The 19066-nt window shown below is 69.4% G+C and carries 19 protein-coding genes and 1 tRNA gene; 13 read left to right on the top strand and 7 right to left on the bottom strand.

The window, feature by feature from the left end; translation table 11 throughout:
• Positions 1-170 precede the first annotated feature (170 nt).
• The 3 genes from QZ258_RS07255 (at position 171) to groL (ending at position 3278) form a co-directional block, all read left to right on the top strand.
• A complete protein-coding gene (locus QZ258_RS07255) occupies positions 171-374 on the top strand; it encodes a cold-shock protein (RefSeq protein WP_294180029.1) in 204 nt (67 codons plus the stop codon).
• Positions 375-448: 74 nt separating this feature from the next.
• Entirely contained in the window at positions 449-1501 is a 1053-nt protein-coding gene (locus tag QZ258_RS07250; RefSeq protein ID WP_294180027.1) for a DUF3048 domain-containing protein, read from the top strand.
• A gap of 148 nt (positions 1502-1649) precedes the next feature.
• Positions 1650-3278: a chaperonin GroEL gene (groL, locus tag QZ258_RS07245; RefSeq protein WP_294180025.1), complete on the top strand. Its 1629-nt coding sequence runs from the start codon at positions 1650-1652 to the stop codon at positions 3276-3278.
• A 141-nt stretch (positions 3279-3419) separates the two neighbouring features.
• Here groL and QZ258_RS07240 read toward each other — a convergent pair whose 3' ends face one another.
• The 3 genes from QZ258_RS07240 to QZ258_RS07230 are packed head-to-tail and all read right to left on the bottom strand — an operon-like array spanning position 3420 to position 6213.
• Positions 3420-3710 carry a WXG100 family type VII secretion target gene (locus tag QZ258_RS07240; protein ID WP_294180023.1) on the bottom strand — a complete coding sequence of 97 codons (291 nt, stop codon included), beginning with the start codon at positions 3708-3710 and terminating at the stop codon, positions 3420-3422.
• 9 nt (positions 3711-3719) lie between these two features.
• The gene (locus tag QZ258_RS07235) at positions 3720-5489 is read right to left on the bottom strand and encodes a HAMP domain-containing sensor histidine kinase (protein ID WP_294180020.1); all 1770 of its coding nucleotides are present in this window, start codon (positions 5487-5489) and stop codon (positions 3720-3722) included.
• Positions 5490-5517: 28 nt separating this feature from the next.
• Complete coding sequence (locus QZ258_RS07230; protein ID WP_294180018.1) at positions 5518-6213, bottom strand: response regulator transcription factor; 696 nt, start codon at positions 6211-6213, stop codon at positions 5518-5520.
• A 76-nt stretch (positions 6214-6289) separates the two neighbouring features.
• Here QZ258_RS07230 and QZ258_RS07225 point away from each other — a divergent pair, with 76 nt between their 5' ends.
• Positions 6290-6703: a metalloregulator ArsR/SmtB family transcription factor gene (locus tag QZ258_RS07225; RefSeq protein ID WP_294180016.1), complete on the top strand. Its 414-nt coding sequence runs from the start codon at positions 6290-6292 to the stop codon at positions 6701-6703.
• On the top strand, positions 6700-8331 hold the full coding sequence (locus tag QZ258_RS07220) for a SulP family inorganic anion transporter (protein ID WP_294180014.1): 1632 nt from the start codon (positions 6700-6702) through the stop codon (positions 8329-8331). Before QZ258_RS07225 ends, QZ258_RS07220 begins: the two co-directional genes overlap by 4 nt.
• 232 nt (positions 8332-8563) lie before the next feature.
• Here the strand turns inward: QZ258_RS07220 and QZ258_RS07215 are convergent, their stop codons facing one another.
• The 3 genes from QZ258_RS07215 to QZ258_RS07205 are packed head-to-tail and all read right to left on the bottom strand — an operon-like array spanning position 8564 to position 12345.
• Positions 8564-10219 carry a DNA repair helicase XPB gene (locus tag QZ258_RS07215; RefSeq protein ID WP_294180013.1) on the bottom strand — a complete coding sequence of 552 codons (1656 nt, stop codon included), beginning with the start codon at positions 10217-10219 and terminating at the stop codon, positions 8564-8566.
• Positions 10220-10229: 10 nt separating this feature from the next.
• Positions 10230-12095, bottom strand: a complete 1866-nt coding sequence (locus QZ258_RS07210; RefSeq protein ID WP_294180012.1) for a helicase-associated domain-containing protein — start codon at positions 12093-12095, stop codon at positions 10230-10232.
• Positions 12082-12345, bottom strand: a complete 264-nt coding sequence (locus QZ258_RS07205; RefSeq protein WP_294180011.1) for a multidrug ABC transporter ATPase — start codon at positions 12343-12345, stop codon at positions 12082-12084. The genes QZ258_RS07210 and QZ258_RS07205 overlap by 14 nt, the downstream gene beginning before the upstream one ends.
• Before the next feature lie 62 nt (positions 12346-12407).
• On the opposite strand from QZ258_RS07205, the gene QZ258_RS07200 reads away from it, so the two are divergent.
• Complete coding sequence (locus tag QZ258_RS07200) at positions 12408-12788, top strand: cold-shock protein (protein WP_294180010.1); 381 nt, start codon at positions 12408-12410, stop codon at positions 12786-12788.
• Positions 12781-13407, top strand: a complete 627-nt coding sequence (locus QZ258_RS07195) for a DUF3027 domain-containing protein (RefSeq protein WP_294180009.1) — start codon at positions 12781-12783, stop codon at positions 13405-13407. The genes QZ258_RS07200 and QZ258_RS07195 overlap by 8 nt, the downstream gene beginning before the upstream one ends.
• 93 nt (positions 13408-13500) lie before the next feature.
• On the opposite strand, the gene serC is transcribed toward QZ258_RS07195, so the two are convergent.
• Positions 13501-14628: a phosphoserine transaminase gene (serC, locus tag QZ258_RS07190; RefSeq protein ID WP_294180008.1), complete on the bottom strand. Its 1128-nt coding sequence runs from the start codon at positions 14626-14628 to the stop codon at positions 13501-13503.
• Between the two features lie 112 nt (positions 14629-14740).
• Between serC and QZ258_RS07185 the strand changes: the two genes are divergently transcribed.
• The 6 genes from QZ258_RS07185 to QZ258_RS07160 all read left to right on the top strand — a co-directional run bounded on the left by QZ258_RS07185 (position 14741) and on the right by QZ258_RS07160 (position 18925).
• On the top strand, positions 14741-15433 hold the full coding sequence (locus tag QZ258_RS07185) for a metal-dependent transcriptional regulator (protein ID WP_294180007.1): 693 nt from the start codon (positions 14741-14743) through the stop codon (positions 15431-15433).
• 222 nt (positions 15434-15655) lie between these two features.
• On the top strand, positions 15656-16300 hold the full coding sequence (locus QZ258_RS07180; protein WP_294180006.1) for a C40 family peptidase: 645 nt from the start codon (positions 15656-15658) through the stop codon (positions 16298-16300).
• 310 nt (positions 16301-16610) lie between these two features.
• Entirely contained in the window at positions 16611-17108 is a 498-nt protein-coding gene (locus QZ258_RS07175) for an HNH endonuclease (protein ID WP_294180005.1), read from the top strand.
• Between the two features lie 96 nt (positions 17109-17204).
• Entirely contained in the window at positions 17205-18149 is a 945-nt protein-coding gene (locus QZ258_RS07170) for a CHAP domain-containing protein (RefSeq protein ID WP_294180004.1), read from the top strand.
• Between the two features lie 73 nt (positions 18150-18222).
• On the top strand, positions 18223-18612 hold the full coding sequence (locus tag QZ258_RS07165) for an iron chaperone (RefSeq protein WP_294180115.1): 390 nt from the start codon (positions 18223-18225) through the stop codon (positions 18610-18612).
• A gap of 238 nt (positions 18613-18850) precedes the next feature.
• A tRNA-Arg gene (locus QZ258_RS07160) sits at positions 18851-18925 on the top strand.
• The last annotated feature ends 141 nt before the right edge of the window (positions 18926-19066 follow it).

Here is a 19066-nt window from a genome sequence, read left to right as displayed (position 1 = left end):
CGTGGCGATGCCGAAGCGGCCGCGATGTTTCGCGCGTGTTTAAGCTTCGGTATTTCCTCGTAAATTTCCCTCGCCGACGGGAACTTGCCCGTTGACCGGGCAATCTGCGCCAGTACGCTTCCCGTTGTGGAGCCGTGTTCGGCCCGCAGAAACACGGCAGGAGTAACGCAATGGCGAACGGAATCGTCAAGTGGTTCAACGCGGAGAAGGGCTTCGGCTTCATCACCGTGGACGGTGGAGGGGCCGACGTGTTCGTGCACTACTCCGCCATTGACATGAGCGGATACAAGGTTCTCGAAGAGGGCCAGGCGGTGACCTTCGAGGTCGGCACCGGCTCCAAGGGGCCGCAGGCCGAGTCGGTGCGACCGGCCTGAGCCACCCGACCGCTCACGAAGGCGCGCCGAGGCGTGCTCGGGGGGCTCCCGCGGGCGCACCCTACGATGAGCCCATGCGGGGTGCGGGAACTGTTCGTCGAGGGGTGACCCTCGGGCTGATCGGCGCGCTCGCCACCGCGCTCGCCGCGTGCGCCAGCACCGAGACCGCCGCCCCGGCGCCCACCCCGACGCCGAGCTACAGCTCGAGCTACCTGACCCCGGCGCCCTACGATCTTGCGCCCCTGACCGGGGAGGTCGTCGAGGCGGGATCGCTCGCGCATCCTTCGCTCGCCGCCAAGATCGACAACCACGAGCTGGCCCGCCCGCAGGTCGGACTCGAGCGCACCGACATCGTCTTCGAGGAACTGGTCGAGGGCGGGCTGACGCGGTATGTCGCCGTCTGGCATTCCGACATTCCCGGCGAGATCGGTCCGGTCCGATCGATCCGACCGATGGATCCCGACATCGTTTCGCCGCTCGGCGGAATCATCGCGTATTCCGGCGGCCAGTACCGCTTCGTTGTGCTCATGCAGCAGACGAACGTCTACAACGCGATTCACGGCGCGGCCGACACCGACGACCTGATGTTCCGCACGCCGACGAAGACTTCGCCGCACAACGTGCTCGTGAAGGCGAGCACGCTCGTGGACCGCCACCTGGACATCGCGGCCCCGGCGCAGCAGTTCGCGTTCGCGCCGGATGCGTCCTCATCCAGCGCTGTCGTCGAGGGCACGCCGGCCACGGGTCTCACGGCCCGCTTCAGCGATGCGTCCTCTCCCTCGTGGCGGTGGGACGAGGAGTCCGGAACCTGGTTGCGGTCGCAATTGGGCAACGTCGACCGCGACTCCCAGGGCGACCAGTTGAGCGCCACCAATGTGCTCGTGATGACAGTCCCGATTTCGTACGGACTCGGCGTGCCGAAGACGGAGATGATCGGCGGCGGCGACGCCTGGGTGTTCTCGGGTGGCCAGTCGCTGGCGGTGCGCTGGTCCAAGTCGTCGCAGACCGCGCCGATCGTTCTGACCGACCTCAATGGGTTCGTGGTGCGGCTCGCACCGGGCAACACCTGGATCGAGTTGATGCCCAACTCCGGCTCGCTTTCGATCGACGCGCCGTCCGGCTCGTGACGCGGCTTGCACTCGCCTAGGGCGAGTGCCAGAATGGCCTCTGGCACTCGCGCATTGTGAGTGCTAAAGGACGCCCGAAACGGGCGCTCGCTGACTCAGTGCAGATCCACGTGAAGTGGACAACGTCCGGGAGGGACGACACCAACCCATGGCAAAGATCATTGCTTTCGACGAAGAGGCCCGCCGCGGCCTCGAGCGCGGCCTGAACATTCTCGCTGACGCCGTCAAGGTCACGCTCGGCCCGCGCGGTCGCAACGTCGTGCTGGAAAAGAAGTGGGGCGCCCCCACGATCACCAACGATGGCGTTTCGATCGCCAAGGAGATCGAGCTCGACGACCCGTTCGAGAAGATCGGCGCGGAGCTCGTCAAGGAGGTCGCGAAGAAGACCGATGACGTGGCCGGCGACGGCACCACGACCTCGGTCGTGCTCGCCCAGGCGCTCGTGCGCGAGGGCCTGCGCAACGTCGCGGCCGGCGCCGACCCGATCAGCCTCAAGCGCGGCATCGAGAAGGCCGTCAAGGCCGTCGAGGCCGAGCTCGTCGCCAACGCCAAGGAGGTCGAGACCAAGGAAGAGATCGCGGCCACCGCGAGCATCTCCGCGGCCGACACCGAGATCGGCGACCTGATCGCCGAGGCGATCGACAAGGTCGGCAAGGAGGGCGTCGTCACCGTTGAGGAGTCGAACACCTTCGGCACGACCCTCGAGCTCACCGAGGGCATGCGCTTCGACAAGGGCTACCTGTCGCAGTACTTCGTCACCGACCCGGAGCGCCAGGAGGCGATCTTCGAGGACGCCTACATCCTGATCGTCAACGGCAAGGTCTCGAACATCAAGGACCTGCTCCCCGTCGTCGACAAGGTGATCCAGGCGGGCAAGCAGCTCCTGATCATTGCCGAGGATGTGGACGGCGAGGCTCTCGCGACCCTCATCGTCAACAAGATCCGTGGCATCTTCAAGTCGGTCGCCGTCAAGGCTCCCGGCTTCGGCGACCGCCGCAAGGCCATGCTGCAGGACATCGCCATCCTCACCGGTGGACAGGTCATCAGCGAAGAGGTCGGTCTCAAGCTCGAGAACACCGACCTCTCGATGCTCGGCCAGGCGCGCAAGGTCATCGTCACCAAGGACGAGACCACGATCGTCGAGGGCTCCGGCGACGCCGACCTGATCGCCGGTCGCGTGAAGCAGATCCGTCAGGAGATCGAGAACACCGACTCCGACTACGACCGCGAGAAGCTCCAGGAGCGCCTCGCCAAGCTCGCCGGTGGCGTCGCCGTCATCAAGGCGGGTGCCGCGACCGAGGTCGAGCTCAAGGAGCGCAAGCACCGCATCGAGGACGCCGTCCGCAACGCGAAGGCCGCCGTCGAAGAGGGCATCGTCGCCGGTGGTGGCGTCGCCCTGATCCAGGCCGGCAAGACCGCGTTCGAGAAGCTCGAGCTCGTGGGCGACGAGGCGACCGGTGGAAACATCGTCAAGGTCGCCATCGACGCGCCGCTCAAGCAGATCGCGCTCAACGCGGGGCTCGAGCCCGGCGTTGTCGTCGACAAGGTGCGCCACCTTCCCGTCGGTCAGGGCCTCAACGCCGCGACCGGTGAGTATGTGGACATGCTCTCGGCGGGCATCAGCGACCCGGTCAAGGTCACCCGTTCGGCGCTGCTGAACGCGGCCTCGATCGCCGGTCTGTTCCTCACCACCGAGGCGGTCGTCGCCGACAAGCCGGAGAAGAACCCGGCCCCGATGGGTGACCCGTCGGGTGGCATGGGCGGCATGGACTTTTGACCCGCAAGCTGAAGCTTCGTAGAAGGTTCAGCTGAAGGGTCAAGATCGAGTAGGCCGACGGCCGTATCGAGATCTCAACCCAGCCTCAACGAACGGGCGGTCCCTCCTCACGGAGGGGCCGCCCGTTTCGCGTCCCCGCGGTCAGCGCAGGAACATGCGCGCGTTCTGCTCCTCGACCTGGGCGTAGTGCTGGCCGGCCTGGGCGAGCGCCGCGTTGAGCGCGGCGAGGTTCTCTTCAACCCGCTGCTGGGTCGCACGCCATTCGCCGACGACGCCGTGAAACGCCGTGGCCGCAGGGCCGGTCCACGACGACTGAAGATCGACGAGTTGCGCGTGCAGCGCGCTCACTTCGCCTTGAATGCGGGCGATCGCCGCCCGAACGTTCGCGGTCGCCGCGACGACCGCCTCACTGTCCACCTGGTATCGCGTCATGCGGCGAGGCTAGGGGCGCGCGGTCGGCTCCGCGCCCTCGGCTGCCTCGTCGGGTGAGACCTCGACCGACGGCGCGCTGGGGACGAGCGGAAGGCTCACCCGGAAGGTCGCGCCACCGCCCGGCGTCTCGAGCACCTCGACGTGCCCGTTGTGCTTCTGCACGATCCCGGCGACGATCGCGAGGCCCAAACCGCTGCCGCCGGTCTCGCGCGTGCGCGACGTGTCGGCGCGCCAGAAGCGCTGGAAGATCTTCTCGCGCAACTGCGGCGGGATGCCCTCGCCGTGGTCGATGATCGCGATCTGCCCGTAGCCCCCGGCCCGGTCCACGCCGACCTCCACCTCGATCGGGCTGCCGTCGGGACTGAAGCGGGTTGCGTTGCCGAGCAGGTTGGTGACGACCTGGCGGATCTTGTTCTCCTCGGCGAGAACGATCGGGCCGATCGCGTCGGGCTCCGGCGCCGGAGGAAGCGGCCGAACCGGCGGCGGCACCGGATCCTTCGCGCCACGACGGCGACGCAGCCGCGCCCAGGTGGAGCCCGCGATCGCGATCGCGCCGGTGGTGACCGGCGGCTCGGCCGGGGACTCTTTGCGGCCGCGTCCGCGGGAGCCGCGGCGCGCCGGCTTGGCGGTCGCCGCATCCTCAACGGGGGGCGCGTCGGCGGTGGGGTGCTCGGGGGTCTCGCGGGGGGCTTCCACCGCGGGCCGGGTGACCACGCGGATCTGACGCGAGGGGTTCGAGGCGGCGGCATCGAGGGCGGCGTCGTGGGCGATCGGCAGCAGGTCGAGGGCGACGAGCTGCGGCGGCCGATCCTCATCGAGGCGTGCGAGCTCGAGCAGGTCCTCCACCAGACCGCCCATGCGGATCGCTTCGCGCTCGATGCGGTCCATCGCCTGGGCGACGTCCTCCGGCTTCTGAATCGCGCCCATCCGGTACAGCTCGGCGTAGCCGCGCAGCGACACGAGCGGGGTGCGCAGCTCGTGGGAGGCGTCGCCGACGAAGCGCCGCATCTGTTCGACGGCGCGTTGTCGCTCGGCGAAGGCGCGGTCGATGCGCGCGAGCATCGTGTTGAGGGAGCGGTTCAGGCGGCCGACCTCGGTGTTGGGTGTCGCCCCGCCGAGGCGCTGGGCGAAGTCGCCGTTGGCGAATCTCGCCGCCGTCTCTTCGACGTCGCGCAACGGCGCGAACGTGCTCGTGACCAGCAGCTGTGTCGTCGCCGCGCCGAAGATGACGACGGCGAGCGCGAACAGGAAGTAGATGAGCGTGTAGCGCGCGATGATGGCGTTCGTCTCGCGTAGGTTCAGCCCGATCACGAGGGTCGCCTGCTCGGAGCCGCCACCGATGCGCAGCGGGGCGGTGATCACGCGCCACTCGCTGGTCTTCGCCTCGTTGGTGAGGGTCAGCCCGCCCTCGAGCCCGATGACGTACTGCAGGGTGAGGCGGGAGACGTCGGGGCCGAGGTCGGCCTGCGCGCTCGAGAGGTTGTCGTCGATCAGACGGCCGGAGGCGGAAACGGCGGCGATGTAGAACGGGGTGTTGCCGGAGTCGACCTCGTCGAAGTCCTGGATCATCTGGAACGGGATGACCGTGTCGAGTTCAGAGTATTCGGTGACGAGTTCCGCATCCACTCGCTCCAGCAGGTAGGTGCGCAGCACCGTCATGGTGCCGGCGCCCGCGACGGTCAGCCCGAAGGTCAGCAGCAGGACCGTGACGCCGGTGATCTTCGCGCGCAGCGAGATGCCGTTCCACCACCGGTCGAACGACGCTGAGAGGGGAGACACGTAGGCGATCCTCCCACGCCGAGGCGGGCTACGCCTTGGAGGGCGTCTTGAGCATGTAGCCGAAACCGCGCTTGGTCTGGATCATCGGCTCGGTCGAGAACTGGTCGAGCTTGCGACGCAGGTACGAGATGTAACTCTCGACGATGCCGGCGTCGCCGTTGAAGTCGTACTCCCAGACGTGGTCGAGGATCTGCGCCTTCGACAGCACCCGGTTGGGGTTCAGCATGAGGTAGCGCAGCAGCTTGAACTCGGTGGGGGAGAGCTCGATCGGCTCGTCGCCGACGGTGACCTCGTGGGTGTCCTGGTCCATCGTCAGTTCGCCGGTGCGGATGATCGCGTCCTGCTCGTCGTTCATGGTGCGGCGCAGGATCGCCTTGATGCGCGCCACGATCTCGTCGAGCGAGAAGGGCTTGGTGACGTAGTCGTCGCCGCCGACCGTGAGGCCGGTGATCTTGTCTTCCGTGTCGTCCTTGGCGGTGAGGAAGAGGATCGGCGCGGTGTAGCCGGAGGAGCGGAGGCGCTTGGTGACGCCGAATCCGTTCATGTCGGGCAGCATCACGTCGAGGATGATCAGGTCGGGCTCCTCTTCGAGGACCGCCGAGATCGCCTGGGCGCCGTTGGCGACGGCGCGGACCGCGAAGCCGGCGAAACGCAGGCTCGTGGTCAGCAGGTCGCGGATGTTGGGCTCGTCATCGACGATGAGAATCTTGGGTCCGTCGCTCATGGGGCCAGTATCTGCGCGTTGCCTGTGTGTTATCTGGGAGCCTGCGCCCGTGGGCGCATCGCCATATGATGAATTGATGAATTCATCCATTCGTGATGACGAGCGCGCCGCGCTCTGGTCGTCCCGCACGCAGCGACCGCTCTACGAGGTGAAGGCGGGCCTGTTCAAAGGCCTCGCGCACCCGGTGCGGGTGCGCATCCTCGAAGTTTTGGCCGGGGCGGACGAGGTCTCGGTGAGCGAACTGCTGGCCGAGACCGGACTCGAGGCCTCACACCTCTCGCAGCACCTCGGGGTGCTCAAGCGCCACCGACTCGTCGCCTCCGAGCGGCGCGCGAGCCAGGCCTACTACCGGCTCGCCTTTCCCGAGGTCGCCGACCTGCTCGCCGTGGCGCGCGCACTGCTCACCGAGGTTCTGATGGCCGCGCGCGACGACCTCAGCGAGGCCGGGGCGCTGCCCGCCCTCCCGCCGTCGAACGACCCGCGTCCATGACGCGCCGTTCACCGCTCACCCTGCTGCCCTCGCGGCGTGACTACGCGCGCCTCGGGCGCACCTGGCGCGGTGACCTCGTCGCCGGGGTCACCGTGGGCATCGTGGCGCTGCCCCTCGCCCTCGCCTTCGGGGTCAGCTCGGGCGTCGGCGCCGCCGCCGGGCTCGTCACCGCGATCGTCGCCGGCATCGTCGCCGGCGTCTTCGGCGGATCGCACGTCCAGGTCTCGGGGCCGACCGGGGCCATGGTGGTCGTGCTCGGGCCGATCGTCGCCACCTCCGGCGCGGGGGTCGTGCCGCTGCTGAGCCTCATGGCGGGGGTGATCGTGCTGGCGGTCGGTGCCGTGCGCTGGGGTCGCCTGGTCACGATCATCCCGTGGCCGGTCATCGAGGGCTTCACCTTCGGCATCGCCGTCATCATCTTTTTGCAGCAGGTTCCCTCGGCGCTCGGCGTCGAGACCGGGGCGAGTTCGAGCGCTGTTCTCGAGGCGGCGGATGCCCTCCAGCACGTCGAGGCGGAACACCTCGCCTGGGCGCTGGCGGCGGTCGCGTTCGTCGCCGTGGTGATGGTCGGGGCCCCGCGCCTCCACCGGGGGATCCCCGGGTCGATCATTGCGATTCTTGTGGTGACGGTGATGGCGAGTCTGGCGTCGCTGCCGCTGGAGACGATCGGCGCGCTGCCTGAGGGGCTTCCCGCCCCCGCGATCCCCGCCGTGACGCCCGAGTTGCTCTCGGCGCTCGTCGGCCCCGCCTTCGCCATCGCCGCCCTCGCGGCGATCGAGTCGCTGCTCTCGGCACGCGTGGCGGCCTCGCTCGCCGACACCGGGGCCTACGACGCCGACCGGGAACTCGTCGGGCAGGGCCTCGCCTCGATCGCCTCCGGATTCTTCGGCGGCATGCCGGCGACCGGCGCCATCGCGCGCACCGCCGTCAACGTGCGCGCGGGCGGCCGCAGCCGCCTCGCCGCGGTCACGCACGCCGTCGTGCTGCTCGCGGTCGTCTCCCTCGCCGCGGGGTGGGTCTCCGAGATTCCGCTCGCGGCGCTCGCCGGAGTGCTGATGGTGACCGCCGTGCGGATGATCTCGGTCTCGACGATGCGCGCCGTGCTCGGATCGTCGCGCTCAAGCGCCGTGGTGTTCGTGCTGACGGCGATCGTGACGGTCGCCTTCGATCTCATCGTCGCGGTCGGGATCGGCATCGCGGTCGCTGCGGCGTTCGCGCTGTGGACGCTGTCGCGCTCCGGGGCGGTGCACCGCGAGCCGCTGCCCGGCCCGGCCGAGCCGGGCGATGATCGCATCGCGCTGCTGCGCCTCGACGGTGCGCTGTTCTTCGCGAGTGCGGAGCAGCTGCTGGAGAAGGTGGGCTCGATCGAGGGGGTCACGGTCGTCATCCTGCGCATGTCGCAGCTGGAGATGCTCGACGCGACCGGCGCGCGCGTCGTCTCCGAGCTCATGGCGACGCTTGAGCGGCGCGGCATCACGGTGCTGGTGAAGGGCATCCAACCCGAGCACCTGAAGCTCGCCACGCGCGCCGGGGTGCTGCGCGCACTGCGGCACGAGAACCACCTTTTCGACGAGCTGGATGCGGCCGTCGCGCACGCGCGCAGCCACGTGGTGCGCGCGGCGCGGTAGGCGCTCCGGCCCGCGACCCGGTGAACGGGCGACGCGGGCAGGCGTTCGTGGAGGCATCCCCCGTCGCAAAGTCGGAGAATTGCGCACCTCGTCCACGAGTCGTGGGCGAACTTGCCGGACTTCCGACTTTGCGTCAGGCAGCGAGGCAGCGAAGAGGAGGCGCGGGATCAGCCAGGGAGCGGCGGCCGGACTGCCGCGGCCGATCGCTGGCTGCGGGGGAGAGCACCCGGGGCTACGCCGCGGCGAGGGTGTCGGCGTCGAGGATCGTGTAGCTGTAGCCCTGTTCGGCCAGGAAACGCTGCCGGTTCTGGGCGAAATCCTGGTCGACCGTGTCGCGCGCAACGAGGGTGTAGAAGTTGGCGGGCAGACCGCTCTCCTTCGGCCGCAGCAGTCGGCCGAGGCGCTGAGCCTCCTCCTGGCGGGAGCCGAAGGAACCCGAGACCTGGATCGCGACGGTCGCCTCCGGCAGGTCGACCGAGAAGTTCGCGACCTTCGAGACGACGAGCACCTTCGTCGTGCCGTCACGGAACTCCTGGTAGAGCCGCTCGCGCTCGGTGACGGGCGTGCTGCCGGTCAGTTGCGGGGCACCCAGCGCATCCGCCAGTTCTTCGATCTGGTCGAGGTACTGCCCGATGACGAGGATGCGTTCGCCCGCGTGCTTGGCGACCAGGTCGCGCACGACGCGGAGCTTCGCGGGCGCGGTGGCGGCCATCCGGTAGCGCTCGTCGTCGGCGCTCGCCGCGTACTCCAGGCGCTCGGTCGGCGGCAGGTCGATGCGCACCTCGAAGCAGGAGGCGGGGGAGATGAAGCCCTGCGCCTCGATCTCCTTCCACGGGGCGTCGAAGCGCTTCGGTCCGATGAGCGAGAACACGTCCGACTCGCGGCCGTCTTCGCGCACCAGCGTCGCGGTCAGGCCGAGCCGGCGGCGCGCCTGCAGTTCGGCGGTGAGCTTGAACACGGGCGCGGGCAGCAGATGCACCTCGTCGTAGACGATGAGGCCCCAATCCAGCGCGTCGAGCAGTGCCAGGTGTGCGTACTCGCCCTTCCGGCGCGCGGTGAGGATCTGGTAGGTCGCGATCGTGACCGGCTTGATCTCCTTGACCTGACCGGAGTACTCGCCGATCTCGTCCTCGGTGAGGGTGGTGCGCTTCAGCAGTTCGGCCTTCCACTGCCGTGCGCTCACCGTGTTGGTCACCAGGATCAGCGTCGTCGTGTCGGCCTCGGCCATCGCGCCCGCGCCGACGAGCGTCTTGCCCGCGCCGCAGGGCAGCACGACGACCCCGGAGCCGCCGTCGAAGAAGTTCGACACGGCCTGCTTCTGGTACGCACGCAGCGCCCAGCCGTCTTCGACCAGGTCGATGTCGTGCGGGGTGCCGGGGGTGTAACCGGCGTGGTCTTCGGCGGGCCAGCCGAGCTTCAGCAGCTCCTGCTTGATCTGCCCGCGGGCCCACGGCTGCAACGTCCACTCGGTGGAGGTGCGCCGGATGCCGAGCAGCGGCGCGACCTTGCCGCTGCGGGTGATCTCGTGCAGCACCGCCGGGTCGGTCGTCGTGATGATCAGTTCGCCCGGGGTGCCGTCGTCGTTCTTCTCGCGGTCGATGATGAGCCGCCCGTAGCGCCCGACGGTCTCTTCGATGTCGATCGCGACCGACTGCGGCACCGGGAACTTGGCGTAGCGCTCAAGGGTCTCGAGCATCTGCGCGGCCTCGTGGCCGGCGGCCCGTGCGTTCCACAAACCCAGCCGCGTGATGCGGTAACTGTGCATGTGCTCGGGGGCGCGTTCCAGCTCGGCGAACACGGCGAGTTCGTGCCGTGCCTCCTCGGCCTGCGGATGCGCGACTTCGAGAAGCACCGTGCGATCGCTCTGCACGATCAGGGGTCCGGTCATCCGATCGAGTTTAGTCGCCCACCGGTTCGACCGCCGTGATGGAGGACAGCGGGAGCGTGCGCTCCAGATCCGACTTGCGGTCGCGCGCGCGCACGCGGCCGCCCGCGACGGCCGCCGGTTCGAGCACGAACTCCTGCTCGGTGCCGTCGGGCATTTGCACGCGCACCGCGACGGCGACCTTGTTCTTGGCGGCGAGTTCGAGTTGGCGGGCGATCCAACCCTCGTCGCCGCTTTCGGCGACCGAGCCGGTGGAGTCGCGCAGGCGCGCCACGACGATCGCGGCGGTGTCGTCGCTGACCCCACCGGCATCCCCCACGGCGCGCGCCCGCTGCAGGGTGACGATCTGCCCGGCCGCGTTCTCGGCGACCACCGGGTAGCGCGCGTCGTGCAGGCTCCAGTAGACGACCTCGGGAGCGAATCGCGAGGTGAGTCGCCCATCCTCCAGCTCGCGGAGCGCGATCGGCGCCAGGTTCGGATCGACCAGCAGCTGGTGAGTGCGGGCACGATCGGTGGAGCGGATCACCGACTGCGCCTCGGCGACCTCGCCAGCCGGCCCGACCCGCAGGGTGCCGAAGTGGCTCGCCGTGTCGCGCACCAGGTAGTCGAGCGGTTGCGGCACCCCGGTGAGCGAGATGCCGGCGAGGAAGTCGAGCAGCGTCTCCCCGGTCTCGCCCGCGATGAGCGCGCGAGTGACGGTCGCGGCGGTGACGCGATAGCTGGAGGCGAGCCCGCGGGCGTCGATGTCGGCCACGAGGCGCAGCCGCCGATCGAGCTCGGGGGCGAGCGGTCCCGGGGCGACGATCGAGAGATCGTGCTGCAGATAGACCTTCTCCACTTCGGCGGGGAAGTGCGCCGCGAGGACGGCCGCGGCGGCATCGGGACCCTCGGCGAGCAGGGTGGATCCGGCGGTGCTCGGGCGGTTCGAGCCGATGATCCCGAGCTTCTCGGCGCCCGCGAGCGCCAGCGAGATGCGTTCGCGCACCCACTCGCGCCCGGCCGGATAGCGCCAGTCGAGGTAGTCGAGCAGTCCCTCGCCCCAGACGGCGTGCGCGCGCTGGTGCAGGAGTTCGCGCAGCTCCTCGGGCAGGCGAGACAGCCAGGCCGCCGCGAGGACCCGCCAACGCTCGAGGCGCGTCGCCTCCAGCCAGCTCGCCGGTTCATCGGTGACCGACCAGGCGCGTGGCGCGGCCGTGACGAGTCCGGCTCGCTCGGCGAGGTCGAGCATGACGTCGAGTTCTTCGACCTCGATGTCGGCAGCGGCGGCGAGGCGGCGGGCATCGGGCAGGGCGAGGCCGCCGCGGCTGACGCGTCGCGCCGGTTCCGCCCGCAGGGCCTGCACGATCTCGAACACGGTGGAGACGGTGCTGAAGGCCCGCTCGGCGGCACCGCGGTCGACGAAACGCGCATCCGCGTCGCTCACCGGTTCCAGGGCGGCGGGGGCGGGGATGCGTCGCAACTCGGCGCCGCTCGGCAGTCCGAAGGACGGCCAGGAGCGCAGTTGCTCGACCACCGCATCCCACGGCACGATGCGACCCGACTCACGGCCGAGCAGTCCCGCCGCAAAGGCGCGCTCGACGCGCTCCTCGGTGTCGGCCGCGTTCGAGCCCAGGGTGGAGCTCAGCCGGTCGAGCGTCGGCGCGCCGGTGTCGCCGGCGAGCTCGCCCGCGAGCGCGAGCAGGGCGAGCGTGGGGCGATCCAGTCGCGAGAGCGCGGACTGGATCGAGGTGCGATCCAGTAGCGCTTCGGCCAGATCGAAGTAGTCGCGGATGCCCTGGCGCTTGACCTGGCGCTCGCGGATCAGTCGTTCGAGGGCATCGTCATCGAGCGCCCGCAGCGTGGCCGCGAGCGCGAGCGCCGAACCACTACTCGGCGCCATCCTGCGCGAGACGACGTCGGCGCACCACGCTCACAATGAGGAACGCGACGATCAGGGCGAACGTGATCGGCAGCCCGAGCGAGGGCAGCAACGCGACCGCCGGCCACACCCCGCTCGCCATGTCGGCGCCGGCCGCGCGCCCCATGAAGACGCTCGCGATGGCGATGACGGACAGTCCACCGACTGTCGCGATCATCGTGGCGAGGATCCGTTCGATACGATTGAGGGGTACGCGGGTTTCGTCGGTCACTTGACCAGGATACGGGCCGCGTGCGCACCACCACCCACGCGCGACATCGAGAGAGGCCTGCGATGCCTACCGGCAAGGTCAAGTTCTACGACGAGGAAAAGGGCTTCGGCTTCATTTCCTCCGACGACGGGCAGGAAGTCTTCCTGCACGCCTCGGCACTTCCCGCGGGAGTGACGGTCAAGGCTGGCTCGCGCCTCGAGTTCGGCATCGCCGACGGCAAGCGCGGCGCGCAGGCGCTGTCGGTGCGCGTGCTGGAGGCCGCGCCGAGCCTGTCCAAGATGTCGCGCCGTTCCGCCGACGACATGGCGATCGTGGTGGAAGATCTGGTGAAGCTGCTCGACGGGATCGGCGCGGGCCTGCGCCGGGGTCGCTACCCCGACCGGAGCCACGGCGCGAAGATCGCGGCCGTGCTGCGCAAGGTCGCGGACGACCTGGATGCCTGACCCGCGGAGTGCTGCCCGCGAGGCGGTCGCCCGTGCGGCGCTCGCCGAGTTCACCGCCGCCGGAGACGTCGGCGACCTGCTCGAGGAGCAGACGTCGGACGACGGCCTGTCGACGCTGAGTTTTGCCACCACCCAGCTGGGCTACCCGGGCTGGCGCTGGACGGTCGCGGTCGCCGAGCTGCCGGGCGAGGAGCCGACCGTTCTCGAGGCGGAACTGCTGCCGAACGAGGGCGCCCTGCTCGCTCCCGACTGGGTGCCGTGGTCGGAGCGCCTCGAGGAGTACCGCGCCGCTCAGGCCGCCGCCGCGGAGGCGAACGCTGAGAGCGCGGCGGAGGACGACGCGATCGACGAGGATGACGACCTCGACGATGTGGATGAGCTCGACAAGCCGGGCGTTGACCTGCGTGAACTCATCGACTTCGAGCCCGATGACGAGGAGTCGCCGACCGAGGCTGCGCCCGCCGAGAAGTCAGCGCCGACGGATGATCGTGTAGGCGAGCAGGACGAGGCCGATGCCGAGTCCGCTGACGCCGATCCAGAGCCAGTCGCCGTTCCCGGTCGCCGTCAGCGCCGGAAGCGCGCTCAGCAGCCCCAGGGTGGCCAGAAGCCAGAGGCCTAGGCCGACCAGAACGGGCGTGCGGTCGTCGGTCTCCACCGGCGGCGGCGTCGGTCGCCGTTCGTCTTTGGGGATCCAGAGCCGCATCGGGTTCTCCTACTTGGCCGCGACGTCGGCGTGCTCGATCACCCAGTCGATCGCGCCGGTGAGGCTGCGCACGTCGTCGGGGTCGATCGCGGTGAAGGTCGCGATGCGCAGCTGGTTGCGACCGAGCTTGCGGTAGGGCTCGGTGTCGACGATGCCGTTGGCGCGCAGCGTCTTCGCGATTGCCGCGGCATCGATGGCGTCGTCGAAGTCGAGCGTGACGACGACCTGCGAGCGGTGTTCCGGGTTCTCAACGTACGGGGTTGCGACGCTCGAGGCGGCCGCCCAGTCGTAGAGCACGCCGGACGACTCGCGCGTGCGGGCATCCGCCCAGGCGATCCCGCCGTTGCCGTTCATCCAGTCGAGCTGTGCCTCCATCATGAGCAGCGTCGAGAGCGCGGGCGTGTTGAGGGTTTGATTGAGGCGCGAGTTGTCGACCGCGTTCTTGAGGCTCAGGAACTCGGGAATCCAGCGCACCGAGGCGGCGATCGTCTCGATGCGCTCGATCGCGGCGGGCGAGACGATGGCGAACCAGAGCCCGCCGTCGCTGGCGAAGTTCTTCTGCGGGGCGAAGTAGTAGACGTCGGTTTCGCGGAGGTCGACGTCGACACCGCCCGCGGCGCTCGTCGCGTCGATCACGGTGAGCGCGCCCGCGTCGCCGGCGGCACGGCGCACGGGGGCCATCACGCCGGTGGAGGTCTCGTTGTGCGGCCAGGCGTAGACGTCGACGCCTTCGACGATCTCGAGCTCGCTGCGCGAGCCGCCGGGGGCCGTCACCACGTGCGGCTCGTCGAGGAACGGCGCGGCCTTCGAGGCAGCGGCAAATTTGGCCCCGAACTCGCCGAAGCTGAGGTGCTCGCTGCGCTGATCGATGAGCGAGAAGACGGCCGCGTCCCAGAACGCGGTCGAGCCGCCGTTGCCGAGCAGCACCTCGTAGCCCTCGGGCAGTCGGAACAGGTCGGCGACGCCCGTGCGCACGCGCCCGACGAGGTCCTTGACCGGCGCCTGCCGGTGCGAGCTGCCGAGGAGCTCGGCGTGCGCGGCGAGATGGGCGAGCTGTTCGGGGCGCACCTTCGAGGGGCCGCAGCCGAAGCGCCCGTCGGCGGGCAGCAGTTCGGCGGGAATCGTCGTGCCAGGCATGCCACGAGTCTATGGCCCGCGGCCTCGCATGCGACCGCCGGAGCGCGACCGCCGGAGAGCGTGGTGAGGATAGGCTGGCCTCTGACGCCCGCGCGATTTTCAGGAGGACGCCGTGACCGATCTCGTCGATACGACGGAGATGTACCTGCGGACCATCCTCGACCTGGAGGAAGAGGCGATCGTTCCGCTGCGGGCTCGCATCTCGGAGCGCCTCGGGCACTCCGGCCCGACGGTCTCGCAGACGATCGCCCGCATGGAGCGCGACGGTCTTGTGCGCGTCGAGGGCGACCGCCATCTCGAGCTGACGCCGACCGGCCGCACCCGCGCGCTGCACGTGATGCGCAAGCACCGTCTCGCCGAACGGCTGCTCGCCGACGTGATCGGCCTCGACTGGGCGTACGTGCACGACGAGGCGTGCCGCTGGGAGCACGTCATGAGCGAGCAGGTCGAACGGCGACTGCTCGAGATCCTCGACCACCCCACCGAGTCGCCGTACGGCAACCCGATCCCGGCGCTCGATGAGCTGGGCGACACTCCGGCCGGGCGCTTCCTGGAGGGCGTGACGAGCATCGTGGATGCGGTCGCCGACGCCGACGAGGCCGTGACGGGCGTCATCCGCCGCCTCGGCGAGCCGGTGCAGTTCGAGCCGGAACTGCTGGCGCAGCTGCACGCCGCGGGAATCGTCCCCGGTGCGACGGTGACGCTGACGCGTGCCGACTCCTACGTCGCGATCGAGGCCCCCGAAGTGGGCGATGGGCTCGAGCTGCCGCGCGAGGTCGCGGTGCACATCTACGTCGCCAGCTGACATGTGAGTCGCCTGGGTGTTGCTGGGAATAGCCCGGAATGCCCGTTATCGGTTCGTGATCTCAGCAAGACCCGACGTAGTGTCGCCGAGTCGCATCGCCACCCCCCCCGTACGGCGGTGCACCGTGAGCCGGACGTCTCAACCCCATCTCTGAGCTCGCGCACCTGATCCATTTCAGGATGGGACCGCCCTCAGCAGCGGTCGAGGCGCCGGAGATCTCCCGTGGCTCTACCCATTCGTCTTGCTGCCGTGTCGCTGATCATGCCCGGCCTGTTCGGCACGATCGCCTTGCCGGCCTACGCCGCCCTCCCCGACTCGGAGGCGGAGGTCGACGCGACCACCCCCGAGAGCGTCGCCGCCGCGGTGCAGTCGTTCCGCGTCGACAGCGCCGTGACCGAGCTGCCCGTCGAGCGCTCCGAGATCTCGGCCACCACCGAAGAGGAGCTCGCCGAGATCCGCGCGGCGGAGGCGGCCGCGGCCGCGGCAGCTGCGTCCTACGCGGGCGTCGCCAACCCGGGCGCGGCGAGCGCCAACCTCGGCACGATCGTGTCGATCGCGATGCAGTACCAAGGCGTGCCCTACGTCTTCGGCGGTTCCACCCCGGCGGGCTTCGACTGCTCCGGCTTCACCATGTACGTCTATGCGCAGGTGGGCATCTCTCTGCCGCACGGCTCGGCCTCGCAGGCCTCCGGCGGCACCCGGATCGCCGCCTCGGCCGCCCAGCCCGGCGACCTGGTCGTGCTCGATGGCGGCGGCCACATCGGCATCTACCTCGGCAATGGCCAGATGATCGACGCCCCGTACCCCGGCAAGACGGTCCAGGCGCGCGCGATCTACACCAGCAACCACTACTTCGTCCGGTACTGAGCCCGATCCGGCACGATGACGCGCAACGCGTCGTTTGCCGGCTGTTCAGTCGCCGTCGGCTATTCTGAAGGCCTTGAACCAACGGATCTCAGGAGAGCCGATGCCGAACTCACGCAACATCCTCACCATGGATGCGCGCGCGATGCTCGGAATACGGCGGAGCATCCGCCCGGTCGTGCACTGTTCGGACCGGGACTGAAAAAGGCGCTGTCGTTCGCGACGGCGCCTTTTTTGCGCTCCTCCTGACGTCCCGAGGCTCGGGATGCATCGAATGCCCGCAAGCCGTGCGGGCGCCTTCGAGAGGAGAACCGTGCGCACCCTGGTGTTGAATGCCGGCTACGAGCCGCTGGCCGTCGTGTCCTTCAAGCGAGCTCTGGTGCTCGTGCTGGGCGGGAAGGCGACGATCGTCGCGCGCGACGATGATCACCCGGTGCTGAGCGCATCCGGAGCATGGGATCGACCGTCGGTGATCCTGCTCACCCGCTACGTGCGCATCCCGCACGGCCGGCTGGTGCCGGTCTCGCGCCGCGGGGTGCTGCGCCGCGACAACCAGCGCTGCGGCTACTGCGGGGTCAGCGCGACCACGATCGACCACATCGTTCCGCGCTCGCGCGGCGGCGCCGACTCGTGGGAGAACCTCGTGGCCTGCTGTCTCAAGTGCAACAACATCAAGGGCGACCGCACGCCGCAGGAGATGGGCTGGAACCTGCGGGTGCAGCCCCGAGCGCCGCACGGCACCTCGTGGATGGTGCGCGGCACCGAGCGCGCGCTGCCGCAGTGGGAGGAATTCCTGGCCCCCGCGGCCTGATCCTCCAGGTGTCCGCCGGGTGGACGGACCGTTACATCAACGTGATTTTTCCAGGTTCGTCACGTAGTCTGTTCCGGCGCCACACCGGAGGAACTTTTGACGGAACCCGAGGGCTCAGACAATCTGGGCGACCTTTTTGGCGGCCTCGCTTCCCCGCAGGAGACGTCGGTCGCTCCTGCGACGTACCCGACGCGGCGTTCGCTGCGCGCCGCGGAGCTGACCTCGTCCGCGGCCTCCGAGCCGGCTGAGTCGGCCGAGACCGTCGCGCCGACGGTTCCGCCCGCGGCCGAGAAGGCCGCCCCGGTCGTGCCCGTCATGTCGTTCCGGCGCCAGACGGTGCGGCATCCGATCCGCGCCCGCGCCACCGCCGCCGGCACCATGGTCATCATCGGAGGGCTGTTCGCCGCGCTCGGGCTGCCCGCCTACGCGGAGGGCGATGACTCCGCCGAGGTGGCGATCGCCGATGCCGCCGCCGTGCAGAGCTTCGAGGTGAGCGAGGCCGCGAGCGAGACGGCCATCGAGCGCGACTCGTACGACGCGACGAGCGCCGCTGAGCTGGTGGCGCAGTACCGCAGCTCGCTCGCCGACACGAACCTGGCGATCTACCTGCGCTCCGGCGCGCGCGAGGCGGGCGACGACTACCCGTGGCCGGCGGCACTGCACCTCGGCCAGGGCGGCGGGCTGTCGCCGCTGCGCTACTACTACCGCGAATGCGTCGACTTCGTCGCCTGGCGCCTCAACCGCGACCAGGGCTCCTATGGCGAGCCGTTCAAGTGGGACTGGAGCTCGATGACGCCGGGCGGCGGCAGCGCGATCAGCTGGAAGTACCAGTGGGAGTCGCACGGCTGGGCCGTGACCAACACCCCGAAGCCCGGATGGGTCGCCTGGTTCGGCGGCGGCAACCATGTCGCCTACGTGAAGACGGTGAACGGCGACGGCACGATCGTCGTCGAGGAGTACAACTGGGGCGGCACCCACATGTACGGCCAGCGCACCATTCCCGCGTCGAGCGTCAGTGCGTTCCTCGCGCCGCCCAGCTAGCCTGGAGCTCTCATCACGGGAGGTTGTCTTGGCCGACACATCGGATGGTTTCTCCGACTTCGAGCGCGCCGCCATGAAAGAGCGCGCGGCCGAGCTGAGGGCGCAGGGCCGCGGCGGGCAGAAGAAGGCCGACAACCTTCAGGCCGTGATCGATGCGATCGCCGCCATGCCGGACGCCGACCGGGCGCTCGCCGAACGCATCCACGTGCTGGTGCTCGAGCACGCCCCGAGCCTGCTGCCGAAGACCTGGTACGGCATGCCGGCCTACGCGACCGAGGCGGGCAAGGTGGTCTGCTTCTTCCAGGGGGCCTCGAAGTTCGAGGCGCGCTACGCGACGCTCGGCTTCAACGATGCGGCGAACCTGGATGACGGGGCCATGTGGCCGACCGCGTTCGCGATCGTCGAGTGGACGCCCGCGGTCGAGAAGCGGGTTGTCGAGCTGATCACCGCCGCCGTCGCATAGCTGTCGTTCCCCGCAGTTGTGAACGCGGGCACCGCGTGCGCGTGCGATACCCCCTCGAGCGGTGCGAAAGGTGCGATGTTGCGCGCTCAGATCGCGCTTTTGGCACCGCTCGAGGGTCGGTTGTGAGCAGCGCGCGGCGGTACGCGGCGGGCGGTTTGCGCCTGGCGGCATCGTTGAAGTCGCGCTCCGAGGTGTCGCGGCTAGGCTAGAACCACGCTCGGGCTGCGGCCCGGGCCCCGCCTCTGTAGCTCAATGGAAGAGCAGTTCCGTCCTAAGGAAAGGGTTGGGGGTTCGAGTCCCTCCAGGGGCACCATGTGATGTCTCACGACATCGTGGACGGGCGAACCCCCATTTTCGGGGTTCGCCCGTTTTTCATTCTTTGGCTTGGTAGCCCTTGTTCGGGTTGATGATGTGCTCAGCGATGACTTCTCCGTCGGGGGTGATCGTGGTGGCG

Source organism: uncultured Schumannella sp., assembly GCF_905479755.1.
Taxonomy (GTDB): Bacteria; Actinomycetota; Actinomycetes; order Actinomycetales; family Microbacteriaceae; genus DCRR01.
The sequence above is the reverse complement of the archived record's forward strand: the minus strand, read 5'-3'. Positions and strand labels throughout refer to the sequence as shown.